Raw genomic sequence first — 20,745 nt, forward strand, 5'->3', positions numbered from 1 at the left:
CCTAGGCGCGACACCGCCGTATATGCGTCACCGGCCGGCCCATCGGGGCGGGACGCACGCCCATGCAATAACGGTGGGCCCGGAGCGAGTTCGCTCCGGGCCCACCGTCTTTAGCTGGCTAGGTCAGCTGCAGCCGCTGGTGCTTCCGCAGCCTTCGCAGACGTAGCAGGAGCCGGCGGGGCGCATCTTGGTGCCGCAGGTCATGCACATCGGGGCGTCGGCGGAGATGCCTTGGAACTTCTCCAGGAGCTCAGCGGACGAGTGGACCTCGACCGAGACCTCACGGGCACTGGCTGCACCCGCTCCGGACTTCACCTTGTCGGCGTCCAGTGCCTTGCCCTCGACCGCGGGGGTCGAGGTCGCAGCGGCAGCGGCCGGCTTGGTGACGGGCGCGGACTGGCTGAGGTTCTCCAGCTCGTCCTCGAGCTCCTCGTCCGACTCGGAATCGGCGTCGATGGCCTGGTACGACCCGGTCTCGAGCTGGCGCGCACGCTCCTCCGCGGTGTGGATGCCCATGAACGAACGGGTGTCGAAGTCCATGTGGTCCAGCGCCAGGCGACGGAACACGTAGTCCATGATCGACTGCGCCATCCGCACGTCGGGGTCGTCCGTCAGACCAGCAGGCTCGAACCGCAGGTTGGTGAACTTCTCGACGAAGGTCTCCAACGGCACCCCGTACTGCAGGCCGATGCTGACCGCGATCGAGAAGGCGTCCATCACGCCGGCCAGGGTCGAGCCCTGCTTGCCGAACTTGAGGAAGATCTCGCCCAGGTCGCCCGACTCGTACGTGCCTGCCGTGAGGTAACCCTCGGCGCCACCCACCGCGAACGACGTGGTCTGCGACGTCCGGCGCTTGGGCAGACGCTTGCGCACCGGGCGGTACTCGACGACCCGCTCGACCTTGGCCTCGGCCGCAGCCGCGTCCTTGGACGCGGCGTTGTCCTTGGCGGTCGAGCCACCGTCGGACAACGGCTGACCGACCTTGCAGTTGTCGCGGTACACCGCGATCGCCTTCAGGCCCATCTTCCAGCCCTGCATGTGGACGTCCTCGATCTCCTCGACCGTGGCGTTCTCGGGCAGGTTGACCGTCTTGGAGATCGCGCCGGACAGGAACGGCTGGACCGCCGCCATCATCCGCACGTGACCCATGGCCGAGATCGACCGCGCACCCATGGCGGTGTCGAAGATCTCGTAGTGCTCGGTCTTGAGGCCGGGAGCGTCGATGACGTGACCCTTGTCGGCGATGTACTCGACGATCGCCTCGATGGTCTCGCCGGTGTAGCCCAGCTTCTTGAGCGCGCGCGGGATGGTCAGGTTGACGATCTGCATCGAGCCGCCACCGACGAGCTTCTTGAACTTCACCAGCGAGAAGTCGGGCTCGATGCCGGTGGTGTCGCAGTCCATCATGAAGCCGATGGTGCCGGTCGGGGCGAGCACCGACGCCTGGGCGTTGCGGTAGCCGTTCTTCTCGCCGACCTTCACCACGTCGTCCCACGCCTTGGTCGCGGCGCGGTGGATCGCCGTGTCCATCGTGTCGAGCGGACGGATCGCGTCGTTCGCGCTCTGGTGCTTGCGCATCACGCGCTTGTGGGCGTCCGCGTTGCGGGCGTACCCGGCATACGGACCGACGACGCCCGCGATCTCGGCGGAGCGCTTGTAGGCGGCACCGGTGAGCAGCGACGTGATCGCCGCGGCGAGGCTGCGGCCACCCTCGGAGTCGTACCCGTGACCGGTCGCCATGAGCAGCGCGCCGAGGTTGGCGTACCCGATGCCCAGCTGACGGTAGTCACGCGTGGTCTCGCCGATCGCCTCGGTCGGGAAGTCCGCGAAGCAGATCGAGATGTCCATCGCCGTGATGACGAGCTCGGCGACCTGCTGGAACTTCACGGCGTCGAACGTGTCGTCGTCCTTGAGGAACTTGAGCAGGTTGAGCGACGCCAGGTTGCACGAGGAGTTGTCGAGCGACATGTACTCCGAGCACGGGTTGGATGCGGTGATCCGGCCGGTCTCGGGGTTGGTGTGCCAGTCGTTGATGACGTCGTCGTACTGGATGCCCGGGTCGGCGCACTCCCACGCGGCCTCGGCCATCTTGCGGAACAGCTCACGGGCGTCGATCGTCTCGATGACCTCACCGGTGTTGCGGGCGCGCAGCCCGAACTCGGTGCCGTCCTCGACCGCCTTCATGAACTCGTCGCTGACGCGGACCGAGTTGTTGGCGTTCTGGTACTGGACACTCACGATGTCCTTGCCGCCGAGGTCCATGTCGAAGCCGGCGTCGCGCAGCGCGCGGATCTTGTCCTCCTCGCGCGCCTTGGTCTGGACGAACTCCATGATGTCGGGGTGGTCGACGTCGAGCACGACCATCTTGGCCGCACGACGGGTCGCGCCACCGGACTTGATCGTCCCGGCGGACGCGTCGGCGCCGCGCATGAAGGAGACCGGGCCGGAAGCCGTGCCACCCGAGCTGAGCAGCTCCTTGGACGAACGGATGCGGGAGAGGTTGAGGCCGGCGCCGGAGCCGCCCTTGAAGATGAAGCCCTCTTCCTTGTACCAGTTGAGGATCGAGTCCATCGAGTCGTCGACGGCCAGGATGAAGCAGGCGGAGACCTGCTGGGGGCTGTGCGTGCCGACGTTGAACCACACCGGCGAGTTGAAGCTGAACACCTGGTGCAGCAGGGCGTAGGTCAGCTCGTGCTCGAAGATCTCGGCGTCCTCCGCGGAGGAGAAGTAGCCGTGGTCCTTGCCCGCCTTGACGTAGGTCAGCACGACGCGGTCGATGAGCTGCTTGAGCCCCGTCTCACGCTTGTCGGTGCCGAGCGCGCCACGGAAGTACTTGGTGGTCACGATCGTCGAGGCGTTGACCGACCAGAAGTCGGGGAACTCGACCCCGCGCTGCTCGAAGATCGTCTCGCCGGTCTTCCAGTTCTGCTGGACGACGTCGCGCTTCTCCCACGTGACCTCGTCGTACGGGTGCACACCAGGGGTGGTGTAGATCCGCTCAACCTTCACGCCTTTGCCAGCGCTCTTGCGAGCACCTGCGCGCGCGCCTGCGGTTTCAGTCATTCTGATGGCCTCCCTAGCCCCTGGTGTTGCATGAGTTGATTGTCTCTCGGGGCACTGACAGTGCCTCGGTCGTGCGGTGGGTGCGTATGCCGCGGGGCTCAGCCCGGCGGCATACTCCCCTGTCGTTGTCGGTCGGTGCGGTCTGGTTCGGTGCCGGTGGCGTCGCGCTCCGCGCGCAGCAGGGTGATCGCACCCTCGAAGTCCTCCAGGCTGTCGAAGGCCTGGTAGACGCTGGCGAACCGCAGGTAGGCGACCTCGTCGAGCTCGCGCAGCGGTCCGAGGATCGCCAGCCCGACCTCGTGGGCCTCGACCTCGGCCTGCCCCTGCTGGCGGATGCACTCCTCCACCCGCTGGGCCAGGATCGCGAGGTCGTCCTCGGTCACCGGACGACCCTGGCAGGCCTTGCGGACCCCGACGAGGACCTTGCTGCGGCTGAAGGGCTCGTTGGCGCCGGAGCGCTTGGTGACCGTCAGGCTGGCCGTCTCGATGGTGGTGAAGCGGCGACCGCACTCGGGGCACTGACGACGCCGGCGGATGGAGCTGCCGTCGTCGGTGGTCCGTGAGTCCATCACGCGGGAGTCGGTGTGACGGCAGAACGGGCAGTGCATGTCGGTCTCCTCCCGCTGGAGTTCGACCCCAGTCGGGGTCGGATCTGTGGACTGGTCTGTGGACGTGCTGGGGACAACGTGTGGACAAACCGTCTCGTCCTGTGCACTACATGTGGACGAACTACAGCGGTGTAACCACTAGATGTAGGGATAGTCTGCCCCGATGTGACCTGCGACGCAAGCCGTTCCCGGAAACTGTTGTCGCAGTGTGCATCTGCGCAGGTCAGCGGCCAGCGGCGGCGCGGCGCGACACGCCGACAGGGCTCCGAAAACGGTACTGGTGTGACTGGTGTGACGTCAGAGGCGACCACATGTGGGGTTTGTCCAACCTTGACTCCCCCACATGTGGTGGACACCCTCCGAGTGGCCGCATGCCAGGCGACGATGACGCACCTTCATGCAAACAGACGATCACGCCCGCAAAGCGACGGAGGATCGTCGGACCATGGCCACGATCCCCCAGGACGACTGGCGACGGCGACCGGGCATCTTCTTCGCCGTCAACGTGATCTCGATGTCGTTGCTGCTCGTCGCCGTGCTGGTCTACTCCAGCAACCCCGGGCCGACCCGGCTCTACTGGTCGTTCTCGTTCCAGTCGGTCGTGCCCCTCTGGGTGCCCTGGGCAGGGGCGCTGGGCGGGGCGACGATCAGCCTGGTCGGGATCGTCAAGCACGCCCACGACTGGGACCCCGACTACTACCTCTGGCACATCGCCCGCCCGCTGCTCGGGGGCGTCTGCGGCACCATCGGCGTGCTCATCGTGGTGCTGCTCATCAAGAGCGTCACCGCCTCCCCCGCGACCCCGCCCAGCGGTGGCTCGGCAGCCGCCGTGCCGGTGGCCTACGACGGGCCCGGCATCGCCATCCTGGCCGTCATCGCGTTCGTCATCGGATTCCGCGAGGAGACCTTCCGACACCTCATCGAACGCGTCGCCGACGTGATCCTCGGTCCGGGATCAGCCACGGCCAAGGACATCGTGGCCTTCGTGCCGCGCAGCCTCGACCTCGTCACGACGGGCACCACGCCCGTGAGCAGCACGGTCCACCTGTTCAACGGGAGCAAGGACGCGCTCGGCATCGCGGCGGCCTCGCTGGTCGTCGAGCCATCCACGGCCGGGTTCGTGGCCGAGCTCCAGAACGAGGGCGCCGTCGCTCCCGGCGACGCGGCCTCGGTGACCATCACGTGGACCCCCACAGGACCCGGCACCGTGACGGCCAAGCTCACCGCCCAGCTGGGCGGGTATGCCGCGGACCTCCAGCTGCGGGGCGTGAGCACCTGAGGTCGTGGAGCCCGTCCACCGAACGGCGGCTAACGCGAGTCTGGACTCGCAGCGCGCCTTGAGCCCGGCCGACTCCATCGCGAGGTAGCGCTCGGTGAGCCCCCGGTAGAGGCGTCCGACCAGCGAGCCGAGCAGCCCATCCTGGTCCACCGAGAGCCGCACCCGGCTCCCTCCACCCGGCAGCGCCTCCACCGAGTGCCTGGCGGTGGTCAGCGCACCGGGTGCCACCGACACCCAGGTGAACGCCCGCCCCGGGTCGAGCTCGGTGACCACCCAGTCCGCCGTGGGGACCTTGGGCTGGCTGATCCTGGCCGTCGAACCCTGCCGCAGCGGGCCGTCCTCGAGGCGGCGCACCCACCGCACCGACGCGGTCCAGTCCGACCAGTGCTCGACGTCGGTGAGCACCTGCCAGACCAGCTCGGGCGGGGCCGCGATGTCGACGGTGGTGCTCTGCTCCACGCCTCCATGGTCGCGCACCTGTCGGTGGTATTCGACAGGATGGCGCCATGGATCCCGCCAGCGTCCTCGCCCAGCGGCTGGCCACACAGCGGCTCAGCTCGGCGCCCCTGCCCCGGGCGGCCGATGCCGTGCGCCTGCTCACCTGCGTGCAGAGCCAGGAGCGTGACCACGCGTTCTTCTCGCTTGCCCTGCGCTCGCGCAAGGACCGCTATGCCGCGGTGCGGCGCGAGTTCGACGAGGGCGCCTTCGTGCGCACCCACATCCTGCGGCCGACGTGGCACTTCGTCGCGCCCGAGGACCTGCGCTGGATCCTCGCGCTCACCTCCGCGCGGGTGCTGTCAGGCATGGCAGGGCGGCACCGGCAGCTCGGTCTGGACGACGTCCGTCGCCTTGACGACGGCCTGGACCTGCTGGCCATCCTGTTGCAGGACAAACACTTCCTCACCCGACGCGAGCTGGGTGAGGCGTTCGTCGAGCGCGGCTCCCCCATCAGGCCCGGCGAGCAGCTCGGCCACCTGCTGCTCGTCGCCGAGCTGCGCGGGCTGGTCTGCTCCGGCCCGATGAAGGGGGTCCACCACTCCTACGCCCTCGTCGACGAGGTGATCGCGCCGACCCCGGAGCGCAGCCGCGACGAGGCCCTCGTCGAGCTGGTGCGCCGGTTCTTCAGCGGACACGGACCGGCCTCCGTCAAGGACTTCACGCGCTGGGCCACGATGACCGTCAGCGACACCAAGGCCGCCCTGGCACAGATCGACGACCTGGAGGAGGTCGTGGTCGACTGCATCCCGCACTGGTTCGACCCGAGCCAGGTGCGCCGGCGCAGCCCGGCCGCGCCCGCGGCATACCTGCTCCCCACCTATGACGAGGTGGTGCTGAGCTATCCAGGCGTCAACTTTCCCGCGCTGCCGGACCATCCCTACTCGGCTCACCCCGACCCGTTCTGGGCCACCGTGGTCCTCGACAGGACCAACGTCGGCCTCTGGAAGAGGACGGTGCGCCCCGACGTGGTCGAGGTGGAGGTGCGGCTGGCCCCCGGGCTGACGGCGCCGGGACGGGAGAAGGTTCGGCTCGCGGCGCAGCGGCTCGCCGGGTTCCACGGTCGCGACCTGTCCTACGTCGAGGCCACGGGGACCCCACACCTGTGGGGAGGTGACCTGGGTCACCCAGCGCGGCGCGAGCGGCGGGCCGCCAGGTGACCCGCTGCTAGAGTCGTGGCCCACATGAGCACGACCCGGCCGCCCTCTTCGTCGTCGAGCGCCACCCAGTCCCTCCCTCGGACCCAGCCCTCCACGGCACCCGTCCCACCCGGTCCCTCCGCGGGCCGGGTTGACGCCTACCGGCCCGAGATCCAGGGCCTGCGTGCCGTCGCCGTCGGCCTCGTGGTGCTCTTCCACCTGTGGCCGTTGCGCGTCAGCGGTGGATACGTCGGCGTCGATGTCTTCTTCGTGATCTCGGGCTACCTCATCACCTCGCACATCTACCGCGAGATCGCGCAGACCGGCACCCTCCAGGTCACCAGGTTCTGGGCCCGACGCATCCGGCGACTGCTGCCCGCATCGCTGCTGGTCCTGGCCCTGTCCGCGATCGGGGTGCTGCTGTGGGCCCCGGCCACGGTGTGGCCGGCCTCCGCGCGACAGCTGGGCGCGAGCGCGCTCTACGTGCAGAACTGGGCCCTGGCCTTCGACTCGGTCGACTACATGGCCCTCGACAACGTGCCGACGGTGGTCCAGCACTACTGGTCGCTCTCGGTGGAGGAGCAGTTCTACGCCTTGTGGCCCCTGCTGATCGTCGGGCTGCTCGCCCTGCAGGGCCGGGCCCGGCGACGCACCTCGGCGGTCTCGCCCGCGAGCGCCGACCAGAAGCGTCGGCTCATCATGGGTGGACTGGCCGTGCTGGCGGTGGCTTCGCTGGTGTGGTCGGTCATCAACACCGCGGACGACCAGGCCTTCGCCTACATGAGCACCTTCACCCGCGCCTGGGAGTTCGCGGCGGGGGCGATCACGGGCCTGGTCACCCTGACCGTCACCGGCCGCAGGGCCCAGGTGCTCGGGTGGCTGGGGGTCGTCGCTGTCCTCGTCTCGGGCTGTCTCTACACCGAGCGGAGCGCTTTCCCCGGGTGGATCGCCCTGGCGCCGGTGCTCGGCACGGTCGCGATCATCCTGGCCGGAAGGGGGGCGCCGACGACGGCGGGCTGGTGGCTCTCGCTGCGCCCAGCCCGGTTCATCGGCGACATCTCCTACTCGATCTACCTCATCCACTGGCCCCTGATCGTCCTGATCCCCTACGCCACCGGCCACAGCCTGGTGTGGACGGAGAAGGTGGGGCTGCTGGCTGTCACGGTCGTGCTCGCGTGGCTCAGCAAGACCCTCGTCGAGGACCCGCTGCGCACTCGCCCGCTCCTGGCCGCCGCACCCTGGCGGGCCTTCGCGTTCGCCGCCGCCGGGATGCTCGTGCTCGTGGCCGCCACGGTGGGCATCAACGCCGAGGTGAAGCACCGAGAGGCCATGGTCGCCACGGCCGCGAAGGCCCGGCTCGCGGCCGGTGTCACGTGCCTCGGGCCGGCCGCGCTCGACCCGGCCAACAAGTGCGGGAACGTCGCGGGCGACGGTGCCCCCGTGGTGCCCCCCGAGATGGTGGCCCTCCAGTCCAAGAACGACATCTTCGCCCGCTGCCAGCAGCAGCTGGAGAGCGCTGACCTCAAGACCTGCCACCTCGGTCAGCAGACCAACCCCCGCCGGACCGTCGCCCTCCTGGGCGACTCCCACGCCGGCGCACTGACTCCGCTGTTGGACGAGCTGGGCAAGCAGCTCGGCTGGGACGTGGTCGCCGCGACCAAGGCCTCCTGCCCCACGACGACCAGCCGCCGCGTGGTACCGGGCGAGACCGGCCACAGCAGGCAGGCATTCTGCGAGAGCTTTAACAGGGCCGTCGCCCGGGAAATCCTCGGCAACCCGAAGATCACCGACGTCTTCGTGACCTCCTACAGCTCGGCCTACACCTGGGCGAACGCACCCGGCGGCACGCTCGCCGACCCCGGCCCCGACGGCTTCAAGGCCGCGTGGAAGCAGTTCACCGACGCCGGCAAGCGCGTCCACGTGATCCGGGACGTCCCCGGCACCGGGAAGCGCTCCATCCCCGACTGCCTCGCGCTCGTGCAGCACCCGGACGACTGCGCCGTGGCGCGCAAGAGCGCCCTGGCGAAAGACGTCGCCGTCGCCGCCGCCAGGTCGCTCGGCGACCCGAACGTCACCGTCCTCGACCTGACCCCACAGTTCTGCGACGACGTGACCTGCTTCGCGCAGGTCGGCAACGTCATCGTCTACCGGGACAGGTCGCACCTGAGCATCGAGTACGCGAGGCTGCTGGCGCCCTACCTCGCGCGCCAGCTCGGCACCCTGCCGAAGTAGCGGAGGCTCACCTCGCGCCTGGTTGCCGGACTCGCCGGTGCACGTCGTCGACCCGGATGGTCCAACCACGGCGGTCGAGGTGTTCCAGCAGCGGGACCGCGACCCGCCTCGTGGTCTCCAGCGCCGTGCGCGCCTGGCTGAGGGTGAAGGGCTGCGGCAGGGCGGCGAGCACTCGCATGGCCAGGGCGGGAGCGTCCGGACGCAGCACCACGCCGTCAGCCAGACGCAGCAGTCGGCCCGCCCGCACCGCGGCCGCCACCTCCCGCGGGCCGAGACCCGCGGACTCGAGCTCGGGGTGCTCGGGAGCCGCGAACGGCTGCAACGTCAGCGTCTCCTCGAGCCTGCGCACGGCCTGCTCGGCCGGTCCGAGCTCGCCCCGGACTCCCGGCTGCCACACCCGGCCTTCCTGAAGCGTCAGACCCGCCCGGTCGACGACGATCCCGAGCAGGGACCGGTCGATCACGCCGGCGCTGAGGCGGACCGCCTCGGCCGTGAGGCTGGGGTCGAGCGGCTGGTCCGCGGCCTGCCGCCGGACGGCCTCGGTGAGCGCCTGCGCCCAGCGGTCGACGGCTTCCTGCGAGACGAGCCAGTCTCCGTGGCGCCGCACGCCGCTCGGCAGCTCGGCGGCGGCCCCAGCGACAGCCTCGGCGGCGGCCTCGGGGACGGCTATGCCCAGGGCGCGGGCGTGGTCGACCTGCATCGCACCCCGCCGACCGACCTCGACGGCGGGGTCCGGGACGCCCGTCGCCGTGGCCAGCTCGGTCGCGCGCTTGGCCGCCGCGCCTCGACGGTTCAGCTCGGGCGGGTCGGCGTCGAGGACCACTGCTCCCGTCACGACCTGCTGCGCGCCCGGGTCGCGCAGGATGAGCCGGTCACCCGCGACGAGCGGCAGCGCTCGGGCCAGGGTGAGCCGCACCGCGTCCCCGCCCAGCGGCCGGACATGGACCGGCACCGCCGCGGTCCCCACGTGCAGGGTCAGCTGCTGCGGCAAAGGGTGGCCGGGCATCGCTGCACACCGCACGTCGAGCAGTGCCGTCAACCGCCACGCACCAGGCGTGAGCAGGGCGTCGCCCCGCGTGACCGCGCCCGCCGGCAGGCCTCGCAGGTTCGCGGCCACGCGGCATACCGGGGTGACGCGCTCGCGGGGCAGCCCCAACGACTGCAGCGACCGAACCCCCACCACGCTGTCCCCGAGCTGGAGCTGGTCACCGACCTCGATGCTGCCCTCACCCAACGTGCCGGTGACCACGGTGCCGCTGCCACGGATCGTGAAGGACCGGTCGACCCAGAGACGGACCCTGCCCTCCGACCGCGGGGGCTCGAGGGCGCCGACCAGCTCGTCCAGCGCTGCCCGGAGCCGCGGCAGTCCGTCGCCGGTGCGAGCCGAGACCGCCAGCGCGCGCACCTCGCCCAGGCTGCTGGCGCGCAGTCGTTCCGCCCCGTCGGCCAGGGCGGGGCCCGGGTCGGCGAGGTCGCTCCTGGTCACGACGAGAAGCCCGTGCCGGATGCCGAGGGCGTCCACCGCGGCCAGGTGCTCCTGCGACTGCTGGCGCCACCCCTCGTCCGCAGCGACGACGAAGAGCACGGCGGGGGCCGGTCCGAGTCCCGCGAGCATGTTGCCGATGAACCGCTGGTGCCCCGGCACATCGACGAACGCGACCTCAGCGCCGGAAGCCAGCGTCGTCCACGCGTAGCCGAGGTCGATGGTCAGGCCCCGCCGGTGCTCCTCGTCCCACCGGTCCGGCTCGATCCCGGTCAGGGCCCGGACCAGCGCCGACTTGCCGTGGTCGACGTGTCCGGCGGTGGCGAGGACGTGCACCGGGACGGACCTCCTTGCGTGAGCGTGTGGCGGAGGTGGACGGGAATCGAACCCGCCAGACCGAGATGCTCGGTCTCACCGGTTTTGAAGACCGGGGGGACCACCAGGAACCCTGACACCTCCGGTCCCACCGTATCTGTGCAGGTGGGGCCTCATGACGGGGGCCGATACCCGACATAAGGTCGAGTCATGACCCTGACCGGTACCGGCACGCGACTCACCCAGTTCGCCCACGGCGGCGGCTGCGCCTGCAAGATCCCGCCGGGCGAGCTGGAGCAGATGGTGCGCGGGTTGACCGGGGTCGCCTCCCCCGACCTGCTCGTCGGCCTCGACGACGGCGACGACGCCGCCGCGGTGCGGATCGAGGGCGGACTGGCGATCCTGGCCACCGCCGACTTCTTCACGCCCGTGGTCGACGATGCCTACGACTGGGGCCGGATCGCCGCCGCCAACGCCCTGTCCGACATCTATGCCATGGGCGGCAGGCCGGTCGTCGCCGTGAACCTGTTGGGGTGGCCGCGTGACGTGCTGCCGCTCGAGCTCGCGGCGGAGGTGCTGCGCGGGGGCCTCGACGTGGGGGTGCTCGCGGGCTGTCCGGTCGCCGGTGGCCACAGTGTCGACGACCCGGAACCCAAGTACGGCATGGCGGTGACCGGCATCGGCGACCCGGACCGGTTGCTGCGCAACGACGCGGCGCGCGCCGGCCTGCCCATCTCCCTCACCAAGCCGCTCGGAGTGGGCATCCTCAACAACCGCCACAAGGCGACCGGCGAGGTCTTCCCTCACGCGGTGGAGAGCATGGCAGCGCTCAACGACCAGGCGTCGAGGGCGGCGCTGGCCGCGGGTATCGAGGCCGCCACCGACGTCACCGGGTTCGGGCTCTTGGGGCACCTGTTCAAGATGGCCCGCGCCTCCGGGGTCACGGCGGTGGTCGACGCCGCCGCGATGCCGTACCTCGACGGAGCCCGGCAGTCGCTGGCGGCAGGCTTCGTCCCAGGGGGCAGCAGACGCAACCTCGACTGGGTCCGTCCGCACCTCGACGCGAGCGTCAGCGACGACGAGCTGATCCTCCTCGCGGATGCCCAGACCAGCGGTGGACTACTCGTCGCCGGCGAGCTCCCGGGGGCCACCGTCGTGGGCGAGTTCGTGCCGCGTGGTGACGCGGTGCTCCGGGTGCGGTGACGGCCAGATGAGTGAGGGGCGCGGGGTGAGCACGGTGAGCGAGGCGAGCTCGGTGAGCGAGGCGACCGAGGCGGCCGGGGCGAGCGCCGGGGACGGCGCGGGGTATGCCGCGGTGGATCGGCTGCTGGCCGCGGCCCGTGAGGGGGTGGAACCGCTCGACCCCCATGCGGCCCTGGCCGCCCAGCGGACGGGCGCCCTGCTGGTCGACACCCGGACAGCGGCCCAGCGAGCCCGACAGGGAGACCTGCCCGGCGCGATCGTGATCGACCGCACCGTGCTGGAGTGGCGGCTCGACCCCACCTGCGAATGGCGCATCCCGGAGGCCGACCCCGACAGGGTGGTCGTGGTCGTCTGTCGCCAGGGCTACAGCTCCAGCTTCGCAGCGGCCGGCCTGCGGGCCCTGGGCTTGCACCGAGCCACCGACCTGGCCGGCGGCGCGGAGGCGTGGTTCGCGGCCGGGCTGCCGAGCCTGGAGGGGCCCGCCGACGTCCGGGAGTGAGACCTCGCCGCTCAGGTGGGCAGGCGTTCGGCGACGGCGCGCCCCTTCGGCTTCTTCGTGATCAGCGGGATGAGGATCGACACCGCGGTGATGATGCCGATCACCGTGAACCCGAGCGAGTAGTTCTTGGTGTTGCCAATGAGGTTGGCGACCAGCAGCGGTCCGACGACACCACCGATGCTCCAGCCGACGAGCATCAGACCGTAGATGGCGCCCACGTTCCGCACTCCGAAGAAGCGCCCGGCGGTCGATGGCATGGTGCCGAAGGCTCCGCCGTAGCAGGTGTAGACGAGCGCCGCGAGGACTGCGAAGAGCACCTTGTTGCCCACGTGCGGGATGAGCAGCAGGCAGATCGCCTGGATGCCCAGGATCCCCATGAACGCGGGCATCTTGCCGATCAGGTCGGAGAGCCAGCCCCACAGGATCCGCCCGCCACCGTTGAAGACGGCGAGGATCCCGACCAGGCTCGCCGCCGCGGTCTTGGAGTAGGAGGCGATGTCGGTGGCGCTCCCCGCTGCGACGGAGATGAGGGAGATGCCGGCGGTGACGCTCATCGTGAGGATGAGGGTCAGCAGGTACCACTGGACCGTGCCGAGCGCCTCCTGCTGGGTGAAGTCGGCGACTGCGCTCGCCGGTTCAGCCCTGTCCTGGCCCGCGACGGCCACCGGGGCGCGCGACGCTGTCTCCTCCTCAGCGAGGTCCTTCGGCGGGTTGGCGAAGAACGACGCGCCGATGAGCAGGGCGACGAGGTAGCCGATCCCCAGCCAGAGGAACGCCTTGGTCGGGACCGACGGCGTGTGGTCGATGAGTGCCTGGCCCACCGGCGCCGTGATCACCGCACCGAACCCGAACCCCGCCACGGCCAAGCCGGTGATCAGTCCGGGCTTGTCCGGGAACCACTTCTGCAGCATGGCGATCGGCACGATGTAGACCATGCCGAGGCCGAAGCCCCCGATCACCCCGTAGCCCACCACCAGCACCCAGAACAGGTCGGGACGGCTCGCGAACGACGCCATGATGACGCCGACGCTGTAGATGATGCCGCCGGTGAGGGCGACGACGCGCGGGCCTCGCGCGTCCTGGATGCGGCCCCCGACGTAGCTGCCGATGAAGATCATCCCGATGACGATGCTGAACGGCACCGCCGCCTTGCCCTTGGACCAGCCGAACGCGTCCGGGCTCTGCAGCGCCTTGCCGAACACGCTCCAGGCGTAGACCGAGCCGATCGACAGCTGCACGAGGATCGCGGCCACGAGGATGACCCACCGGTTGCTCGTCCTGACCCCCTGCACCTCCCTCGGCCGGCCTGCCACTGCGAGGTCCCTGCTGGATTCGCTCATCGTCCCCTCCTTGGCGCCGGCGTCGTTGCCGGCTGGTGGTGCCCGGCGTCAGTGCCGGCGATTCGTGCCCGGCGTCACTGCCGGCTGGTCGTGATCGAGTCGTGGGTGACTCCTTGGGCCCGGCGCCGCTCCAACCGCTCGCGCTGGGGCGTCACCGTGTAGCGGGGGTCCTTGGCCGACTCGATTCCGGCCTCGAAGATGCCGAAGCGAGTGCAGGCCGACCCGGCCATGAGCGCCAGGCCGCTGACGGCGGCGGCCGCGCGGTTGCGCCCGAACAGGGCCGCGCCGAGGGCGCCCCCCACCGTGAGGATCTTGCTGGCCTTGAGCAGCGCTCCGGCCCTGCCCGAGTGCAGTGGCTCGGCGACGAGGTCCCCCATCGTGCGCTCCATCTGCGCGAAGGCCACCAGCTCCGTGGCGGCGCCGGCCACGGCGAGCTTGCGGGCAGGTCCGGTCTGCGAGGTCGGCGCCGTCACCAGTGCCAGGCCGGCTGCGGCCGCGTTGGCGGAACCGACGAAGACGAAGGGCAGCTCGCGGTAGGACTCGTGCCACGAAGGCGTCGCGGTGTCCGCGAGCAGGACGGCGGTGTAGGCCGCGAGGGGTGGCGCGAGCAGGGCCGAACCGGTTGCGGCGACAGGATCGGCAAGCCTGCGGACCCGCCCCAGGCCGGAGTCGTCGTCGACCAGGTGGCGACCCGCCTCACTGGCTGCGGCCAGCCCGGCGAACGCCCCGAACGCCGTGAGGATCCACGAACCCACCGACATGGGTGAGGTGAGCTTGACGGTGCGCATCATGTTGAGTGCGCGGCTGGGCTTGCCGAGGTCGCGCACCAGGGCGATCCCGCCGGCCGCCAGCGCCGCCAGCGCGGCATACCGGCTGTTGCGGCGCAGCGCGGGCAGGTCCCGGGCCGTCGCGCCCGCCCCCAGCAGCCCGGATCCCGCGGCCAGGCCGCCGAGGAAGATGTATGCCGGGATGTCGGACTCCCAGGGCGCCGGCTTGACGACCTGGCGACCGTAGTAGCTGTCGAACTGGACGTCCGGCACCATCAGGGAGTCGTCGCGCCGCCTGCCTCCACCGCGACGTCGGCGACCTCCGGTCCGACTCACCTCGGGCGGTCGGTCGGCGTCGAACGGGTTGACCGTCACTTGCGGCCTCCGATGAACGCGCCGGCCGCCATCGCCAGCATCGCGGCCGCAGCGAGCCCGGCCTTGCGGAACATGTCGGGAAGGTCTGCGGTCGTGACCCGGGGGTCCGGTGGCAGGCCGTAGACCTCCGGCTCGTCGAGCAGGAGGAAGACGGAGCCCGTGCCGCCCACACCGTCGTGCTCGTTGCCGCCGTAGACCCGGGCCTCGGGAAAGCCGTTGTCGTGCAGGGTTGCCACCCGCTCCTGTGCCTGCGCCTGCATGTCCGCCAGGTCGCCGAACTTGATGGAGGTCGTCGGGCAGGCCTGGGCGCAGGCCGGGGTCTGGTCGTGACCGATCCGGTCGTAGCAGAGCGTGCACTTCTGGGCGATTCCCGCGTTCTTGACCGTGTCGTCGCCGTCGCGCCGCTCGATGACCCCGAACGGGCAGGCCGCGACGCAGTAGCCGCAGCCGTTGCAGACGTCGTCCTGCACGACGACGGTGCCGAACTCGGTGCGGAAGAGGGCACCGGTGGGGCAGACGTCGAGACAGGCTGCGTGGGTGCAGTGCTTGCACACGTCCGAGTCCATCAGCCACCGGAAGTCCGGCACGCTGCCCAGCTCTCGCGCCGCGGTGGCTTGAGCCGCCGCGAAGTCGGGGTCGGAGAGGTCCCCGGCCGGCGCGCTGGACGTGCCGCTGGACGTGCCGCTGGACGTGCCGCTGGACGTGCCGGTCGCGGGTGCCCCGACGGACGGCATACCGAGCTGGACGAGGCGCCGACCGGACTCCCGGGCCTGCTCGATCCGGTCGCTGGTCTGCTCGATGAAGGCGACGTGTCGCCACGTGCTGGCTCCCAGCGAGCCGGTGTTGTCGTAGGACGAGCCGAGCAGGTTGAGCTCACCGTCCTGGGGGATGGCGTTCCACTCCTTGCAGGCGACCTCGCAGGCCTTGCAGCCGATGCAGATGGAGGTGTCCGTGAAGAAGCCCTTGCGGGGCTCCGGCTCGCTCCACGCCGCGTCGCGCGCCGGGTCGGTGGGACCCGTCAGCTGGTTGCGCCATGACCCCATCAGGAACCGTCCTCTGTCGTCCGCAGCTCGTTGCCGGTCAGGGCGGTGGTGCCCGACCGGGACTGGTACTGCTCGACCAGGCGCAGCAGCGCCTCACCCCGGGGCCGCCGTCCGGCGATGATGTCGCAGGAGCCGGCCTTGCTCTCCTGGATCTGCACGTTCGGGTCCAACGCCACTCCCAGCAGGTCGTTCGCGGCGTCACCGGAGACGACGGCGTCGCGCCCCACGCCCCAGTGGTACGGCAGTCCGACCTGGTGGATGGTCTTCCCGCCGATCACGAGCGGCACCATCCGCTCGGTGACCAGCACCCGGGACTCGACAGCGGCCCGGGCGGAGATGATGGTGGCCCAGCCTCCGTTCTCCAGGCCTCGCTCGGCCGCCAGCTCCGGCGACACCTCGCAGAAGAACTCGGGCTGCAGCTCGGCCAGGTAGGGCAACCACCGGCTCATGCCACCCGCCGTGTGGTGCTCGGTCAGGCGGTAGGTGGTGAACACGAACGGGTAGACGTCCGACCCGGGCTGGTTGCCCGATGGAGCCCACAGGTTGTCCTTGCGCGGGAAGACCTTGCGCGAGGGGTTGGACTGCTGGCTGTAGAGCGGGTTGGCGACCGGGGACTCCTGCGGCTCGTAGTGCGTCGGAAGAGGGCCGTCGACCATGCCCTTGGGGGTGAAGAGCCAGCCCTTCCCGTCGGCCTGCATGATGAACGGGTCGTCGCCGGCAAGGCCCTCGGGGCCTCCGGTGTCCGGCTCGGGTCGGAAGCTCGGAGCCGTCGTCGCCGGGAAGTCGGGGACGTCCTCACCGGTCCACTTCTTCTCCGCCTCGTCCCACCAGACGTAGCGCTTGCGCTCGCTCCAGGGGTTGCCCTCGGGGTCGGCCGAGGCGCGGTTGTAGAGGATGCGCCGGTTGGCCGGCCACGCCCAGCCCCAGTCGAGGGCGGTGAGGTTCTGTTCCCGGCCGGGGCGGCGGCTCGCGGCATGGTTGACGCCATCGGCGAAGACGCCGGTGTAGATCCAGCAGCCTCCCGAGGTGGAGCCGTCCGGCTTCATGTCCGTGTACATCGACAGGGGCTGGCCGGCCTTGTCACCGCTCAGGTGGACGCCGTTGATCTCCCGGAGGACCGCCTCGGCATCGGGGTCGCCGTGCTCGTCCTGCGGGTAGTCCCAGGTCAGGTCGAGCAGTGGCCGGTCCCGCTCGTCGGTGGAGTCCGCGAGGGCGGCCTTGAGGCGCTTGCCCAGGTCGAAGAAGAACTGCAGGTCGCTGCGGCAGTCACCCGGCGGCTGGACAGCCTTGTGGTGCCACTGGAGCATCCGCTGGGTCTGGGTGAAGCTCCCGTCCTTCTCCACGTGCGAAGCCGGCGGCAGGAAGAAGACCTCGGTCTCGATGTCCTGCGGCGACAGCTCGCCGGTCTCGATCTCGGGCGAGTCCTTCCAGAAGGTCGCGGACTCGATCATGTTGAGGTCGCGCACGACGAGCCATTTCAGCTTGGCCAGTCCCTGGCGTTGCATCCGCGCATGGGCGGACCCGACAGCGGGGTTCTGACCCAGCAGGAAGTAGCCCTCGACCTCGCCATCCAGCATCGCCATCGTCGTCTGGTAGGTGCCGTGGGCACCGCTGAGCCGGGGAAGGTAGTCGAAGGCCCAGTCGTTCTCCGCAGTTGCCTTGTCCCCCCACCACGCCTTGAGCAGGCTGATGGCGTAGGCGTCGGCATGGGTCCAGAAGCCCTTCTGCTTCTTGCTCCCGATGGCCGACAGGTAGTCGTGCCAGGTGTCGTGCTGGCCCGCCACCGGCATCGCGAGGTAGCCGGGCAGCAGGTTGTACAGCGTGGGGATGTCCGTGGACCCCTGGATGCTGGCGTGGCCACGCAGGGCCATGATGCCCCCGCCGGGACGGCCCATGTTGCCCAGCAGCAGCTGGAGGATCGCGGAGGTCCGGATGAACTGGGCGCCGAGGGTGTGCTGTGTCCAGCCCACCGCGTAGACCCAGGCGGTCGTCCGCTCGCGGCCACTGTTCTCGGTGACCGCCCGCGCGACGTATTCGAAGTCGTCCACCGAGATGCCGCACGTGTCAGCCACCATCTGAGGGGTGTAGCGGGCGTAGTGCCGCTTGAGGATCTGGAAGACGGTGCGGGGATCCTGCAGCGTCTCGTCGCGCAGCACGCGCGCGTGCTCCAGCGGTGGGCCGCCCGAGCCGTGCTGGTCGCCGGCCGAGTGCTCCGACCGCTGCTCACCGTGGACGTGACCCGAGTCGGGGTCGCCGATCTCCCCGCCCGACCGGTCGTCCGATCCGCCCTCCTGCTCGGCGTCCGCCGACGCGTAGGCCCAGCTCTTGGAGTCGTATGCGCCGCGCTCGTCGTCGTAGCCGGAGAACAGGCCGTCGAGCTCCTCGGTGTCCCGGAACTCCTCGCTGACCAGGGTCGCGGCGTTGGTGTACGAGACGACGTACTCCCTGAAGAACAGCTCGTTGGACAGCACGTGGTTGATCAGTGCACCGAGGAAGACGACATCACTGCCGGCCCGGATCGGGACGTGCCGGTCGGCTGTCGCGGACGTGCGGGTGAACCGCGGGTCGATGTGGATGACCTTGGCACCCTTGAGCTTTGCCTCGGTCACCCACTGGTAGGCGACCGGGTGGCACTCGGCCATGTTGGAACCCTGGATGACGATGCAGTCAGAGTTCGACAGATCCTGCACGTATTGGGTGGCGCCGCCGCGTCCGAACGAGGACCCCAGACTGGGGACCGTGGAGGAGTGTCAAATACGAGCCTGGTTCTCGATCTGGATGGCGCCCGCCGCCGTGAACAGCTTCTTGATGAGGTAGTTCTCCTCGTTGTCGAGCGTCGCGCCTCCGAGGGAGGCGATCCCCATCGTCCGACGCAGGGGTCGACCATGCTCGTCCCGGTCCTGCCAACCCGCCCTGCGGCTCGCCACGAACCGGTCGGTGATCATCTGCATGGCCGTCTCGAGGTCGAGGCTCTCCCACTCGGTGCCGCGGGGCCGACGGTAGAGCACCTTGCGCTGTCGTCCGGGGCTGTTGACGAGCTGCTCGCTCGCCGAACCCTTGGGACACAGCCGTCCACGGGACACCGGCGAGTCGGGGTCGCCCTCGATCTGCACCACCCGCGCGTCCTTGACGAAGACGCGCTGCCCACAGCCGACCGCACAGTAGGGGCACACGCTCTGCACGACCCGGTCGGCCGTGGAGGTGCGGGGCTCGAGCTCGCGAGTCTGGCGCGATGTCACCGACGGGCCGCGACCGAGGAGGTCCCCACTGGTGACCTGACGCACCACGGGCCAGGACAGGAACGTCCGCCTTGCATCCACCGCAACCTCCAGCGCCTGGTCCGCCACGTCGTCCGAACGACCTCGATCCGAACATGCCACACATTTGCGACGTGAGCACCTCGGACACGGCCACTCAGTTGCGCACTCGCACGCCTCCGACCAGCGACGATGCACTCCGAGCGCGCATCACGGCGGGCCGACGGTCAGCGGCTCGCCCCGGCGGATCAGCCAGCGCTGGGGATGAGCAGCGTCTGCCCGGCGTGGACGTCGGTGCCGGTCAGGTCGTTGGCGATCTGGATCTGGGCGACAGCCTCCGCCATCGGCAGCTGGGGCAGCTGCTGGACAGCGATCTGCGACAGCGTCTGCCCTGACTGCACCGTGGTGGAGTGGTCGATCACCATGGCCGAGGCGCCGCCGGAGAACAGGGCGAGCGCCAGCGCGACGGCCGCCACAACCACGGTCAGCGTCAGCGCCAGACGCGCCGCGCGGGTCAACCGCAGCGGCGTGGCCGGGGTCGTGACGGCGCGCCCGGTGGGCACCGAGACCAGGTGGGGCCGAGTCGGGCGAACGGGAACCCGCACCGGTGCGGGGGCGACGTCCCAAGCGACTGCTGCACTCATCAGGTCCTCCATCGTGGCGATCTCTGCGGCGTTCCTCGAACGGATGTGCGAAGAACTGCGTAGCTGATTTCTAGCACGCATGTTCGAACCAATCAAGACACGCGTCGAACACATGTTTGGCACAGACGTTCGAAGGCCATACGCTGTGTTCATGCCGCAAGCACATCAGAGGCCACTGACAACGCCTCGCCGAGCACCCGGCATACGGCACCTGACCTGCGGAAACGAGGAAGCGGCATGAGCGACGACAACGTCAAGGAACTCCCCGACCGCGATCGCGGCGACGGACTCACCGTCCGCCAGCGACGGGTGCTCGAGGTGATCCGCAACTCGGTCGACCGGCGCGGCTACCCGCCGAGCCTGCGCGAGATCGGCGAGGCCGTCGGGCTCACCTCCCCCAGCTCTGTGGCCCACCAGCTGTCCACCCTCGAGCGCAAGGGCTTCCTGCGGCGCGACCCCAACCGGCCGCGTGCCATCGAGGTCGTCTCCCCCGACTCCCCCGCAGACATGCGCGGCTACCGTGGCGGCGCCTCGGCCGAGGACGAGACGGCGACCTACGACGAGACGGATTCGGGCGACCAGCGCCCTGCGGCGACCTACGTGCCGGTGCTCGGTCGCATCGCCGCCGGCGTCCCGATCCTGGCCGAGGAGACCGTGGAGGACGTCTTCCCGCTCCCCCGCCAGATCGTCGGCGAGGGGCAGCTGTTCCTGCTCCAGGTCGTCGGGGACTCGATGATCGACGCCGCCATCTGCGACGGCGACTGGGTCGTCGTGCGTCAGCAGCCCACGGCCGACAACGGCGACATCGTCGCGGCGATGCTCGACAACGAGGCCACCGTCAAGACGTTCAAGCGCAAGGACGGCAAGGTGTGGCTGATGCCGCACAACACCGCCTTCGACCCCATCGACGGAGACCACGCCACCATCCTCGGCAAGGTCACGGCGGTGCTTCGCCGGGTCTGAGCTCGCCTGTTCGGCCGATGGCCAGTCCGCCGAACGGTCC

14 protein-coding genes, 1 tRNA gene and 1 pseudogene are annotated in these 20,745 nt (G+C 70.1%); 6 read left to right on the forward strand and 10 right to left on the reverse strand.

The window, feature by feature from the left end; translation table 11 throughout:
* Positions 1-123: 123 nt before the first annotated feature.
* Together BJ986_RS01275 and nrdR are read right to left on the reverse strand one after the other, a co-directional pair.
* Positions 124-3,063, reverse strand: coding sequence for a vitamin B12-dependent ribonucleotide reductase (locus BJ986_RS01275; protein ID WP_179420355.1), 2,940 nt, complete (start codon positions 3,061-3,063; stop codon positions 124-126).
* Between the two features lie 98 nt (positions 3,064-3,161).
* Positions 3,162-3,671: a transcriptional regulator NrdR gene (nrdR, locus tag BJ986_RS01280; RefSeq protein WP_179420356.1), complete on the reverse strand. Its 510-nt coding sequence runs from the start codon at positions 3,669-3,671 to the stop codon at positions 3,162-3,164.
* Between the two features lie 445 nt (positions 3,672-4,116).
* On the opposite strand from nrdR, the gene BJ986_RS16145 reads away from it, so the two are divergent.
* The gene (locus BJ986_RS16145; RefSeq protein ID WP_238338040.1) at positions 4,117-4,950 is read left to right on the forward strand and encodes a hypothetical protein; all 834 of its coding nucleotides are present in this window, start codon (positions 4,117-4,119) and stop codon (positions 4,948-4,950) included.
* Between the two features lie 57 nt (positions 4,951-5,007).
* Here BJ986_RS16145 and BJ986_RS16150 read toward each other — a convergent pair.
* Positions 5,008-5,496 (reverse strand): annotated as a pseudogene (locus BJ986_RS16150) (SRPBCC family protein); the annotation flags it as partial.
* Here BJ986_RS16150 and BJ986_RS01290 point away from each other — a divergent pair.
* Entirely contained in the window at positions 5,457-6,605 is a 1,149-nt protein-coding gene (locus BJ986_RS01290; RefSeq protein ID WP_179420358.1) for a winged helix DNA-binding domain-containing protein, read from the forward strand. The pseudogene BJ986_RS16150 and the gene BJ986_RS01290 overlap by 40 nt on opposite strands.
* A 24-nt stretch (positions 6,606-6,629) precedes the next feature.
* Positions 6,630-8,816 (forward strand): acyltransferase family protein, encoded by a 2,187-nt coding sequence (locus BJ986_RS01295; protein WP_179420359.1) that lies wholly within the window; start codon positions 6,630-6,632, stop codon positions 8,814-8,816.
* A 7-nt stretch (positions 8,817-8,823) separates the two neighbouring features.
* Here the strand turns inward: BJ986_RS01295 and selB are convergent, their stop codons facing one another.
* The gene (gene selB, locus BJ986_RS01300; protein WP_179420360.1) at positions 8,824-10,635 is read right to left on the reverse strand and encodes a SelB domain-containing protein; all 1,812 of its coding nucleotides are present in this window, start codon (positions 10,633-10,635) and stop codon (positions 8,824-8,826) included.
* Between the two features lie 27 nt (positions 10,636-10,662).
* Positions 10,663-10,758: transfer RNA gene (locus BJ986_RS01305), tRNA-Sec, on the reverse strand.
* A 66-nt stretch (positions 10,759-10,824) separates the two neighbouring features.
* Here BJ986_RS01305 and selD point away from each other — a divergent pair.
* Together selD and BJ986_RS01315 are read left to right on the forward strand one after the other, a co-directional pair.
* Positions 10,825-11,817 (forward strand): selenide, water dikinase SelD, encoded by a 993-nt coding sequence (gene selD, locus BJ986_RS01310; RefSeq protein WP_179420361.1) that lies wholly within the window; start codon positions 10,825-10,827, stop codon positions 11,815-11,817.
* Between the two features lie 25 nt (positions 11,818-11,842).
* Positions 11,843-12,316, forward strand: coding sequence for a rhodanese-like domain-containing protein (locus BJ986_RS01315; RefSeq protein ID WP_337794648.1), 474 nt, complete (start codon positions 11,843-11,845; stop codon positions 12,314-12,316).
* Between the two features lie 11 nt (positions 12,317-12,327).
* Here BJ986_RS01315 and BJ986_RS01320 read toward each other — a convergent pair whose 3' ends face one another.
* The 5 genes from BJ986_RS01320 to BJ986_RS16155 all read right to left on the reverse strand — a co-directional run bounded on the left by BJ986_RS01320 (position 12,328) and on the right by BJ986_RS16155 (position 19,742).
* On the reverse strand, positions 12,328-13,656 hold the full coding sequence (locus BJ986_RS01320; RefSeq protein WP_179420363.1) for an L-lactate MFS transporter: 1,329 nt from the start codon (positions 13,654-13,656) through the stop codon (positions 12,328-12,330).
* Positions 13,657-13,730: 74 nt separating this feature from the next.
* Positions 13,731-14,798 (reverse strand): NrfD/PsrC family molybdoenzyme membrane anchor subunit, encoded by a 1,068-nt coding sequence (nrfD, locus tag BJ986_RS01325; protein WP_179420364.1) that lies wholly within the window; start codon positions 14,796-14,798, stop codon positions 13,731-13,733.
* Complete coding sequence (locus BJ986_RS01330; RefSeq protein WP_179420365.1) at positions 14,795-15,841, reverse strand: 4Fe-4S dicluster domain-containing protein; 1,047 nt, start codon at positions 15,839-15,841, stop codon at positions 14,795-14,797. The genes nrfD and BJ986_RS01330 overlap by 4 nt, the downstream gene beginning before the upstream one ends.
* Positions 15,841-19,161 (reverse strand): formate dehydrogenase, encoded by a 3,321-nt coding sequence (gene fdh / locus BJ986_RS01335; RefSeq protein ID WP_179420366.1) that lies wholly within the window; start codon positions 19,159-19,161, stop codon positions 15,841-15,843. Before fdh ends, BJ986_RS01330 begins: the two co-directional genes overlap by 1 nt.
* Before the next feature lie 185 nt (positions 19,162-19,346).
* Positions 19,347-19,742: a LysM peptidoglycan-binding domain-containing protein gene (locus BJ986_RS16155; RefSeq protein WP_238338041.1), complete on the reverse strand. Its 396-nt coding sequence runs from the start codon at positions 19,740-19,742 to the stop codon at positions 19,347-19,349.
* A gap of 237 nt (positions 19,743-19,979) precedes the next feature.
* Here BJ986_RS16155 and lexA point away from each other — a divergent pair, with 237 nt between their 5' ends.
* Positions 19,980-20,705: a transcriptional repressor LexA gene (gene lexA / locus BJ986_RS01345; protein ID WP_179420367.1), complete on the forward strand. Its 726-nt coding sequence runs from the start codon at positions 19,980-19,982 to the stop codon at positions 20,703-20,705.
* Positions 20,706-20,745: the final 40 nt, after the last annotated feature.

This window comes from Pedococcus badiiscoriae, from assembly GCF_013408925.1.
Lineage (GTDB): Bacteria > Actinomycetota > Actinomycetes > Actinomycetales > Dermatophilaceae > Pedococcus > Pedococcus badiiscoriae.

Excerpts from the sequence above, each read along its gene's own strand:
- BJ986_RS01275 (WP_179420355.1), bottom strand. The coding sequence starts at position 3,063 with ATGACTGAAACCGCAGGCGCGCGCGCAGGTGCTCGCAAGAGCGCTGGC.
- nrdR (WP_179420356.1), bottom strand. The coding sequence starts at position 3,671 with ATGCACTGCCCGTTCTGCCGTCACACCGACTCCCGCGTGATGGACTCA.
- BJ986_RS16145 (WP_238338040.1), top strand. The coding sequence starts at position 4,117 with ATGGCCACGATCCCCCAGGACGACTGGCGACGGCGACCGGGCATCTTC.
- BJ986_RS01290 (WP_179420358.1), top strand. The coding sequence starts at position 5,457 with ATGGATCCCGCCAGCGTCCTCGCCCAGCGGCTGGCCACACAGCGGCTC.
- BJ986_RS01295 (WP_179420359.1), top strand. The coding sequence starts at position 6,630 with ATGAGCACGACCCGGCCGCCCTCTTCGTCGTCGAGCGCCACCCAGTCC.
- selD (WP_179420361.1), top strand. The coding sequence starts at position 10,825 with ATGACCCTGACCGGTACCGGCACGCGACTCACCCAGTTCGCCCACGGC.
- BJ986_RS01320 (WP_179420363.1), bottom strand. The coding sequence starts at position 13,656 with ATGAGCGAATCCAGCAGGGACCTCGCAGTGGCAGGCCGGCCGAGGGAG.
- BJ986_RS01330 (WP_179420365.1), bottom strand. The coding sequence starts at position 15,841 with ATGGGGTCATGGCGCAACCAGCTGACGGGTCCCACCGACCCGGCGCGC.
- BJ986_RS16155 (WP_238338041.1), bottom strand. The coding sequence starts at position 19,742 with ATGAGTGCAGCAGTCGCTTGGGACGTCGCCCCCGCACCGGTGCGGGTT.
- lexA (WP_179420367.1), top strand. The coding sequence starts at position 19,980 with ATGAGCGACGACAACGTCAAGGAACTCCCCGACCGCGATCGCGGCGAC.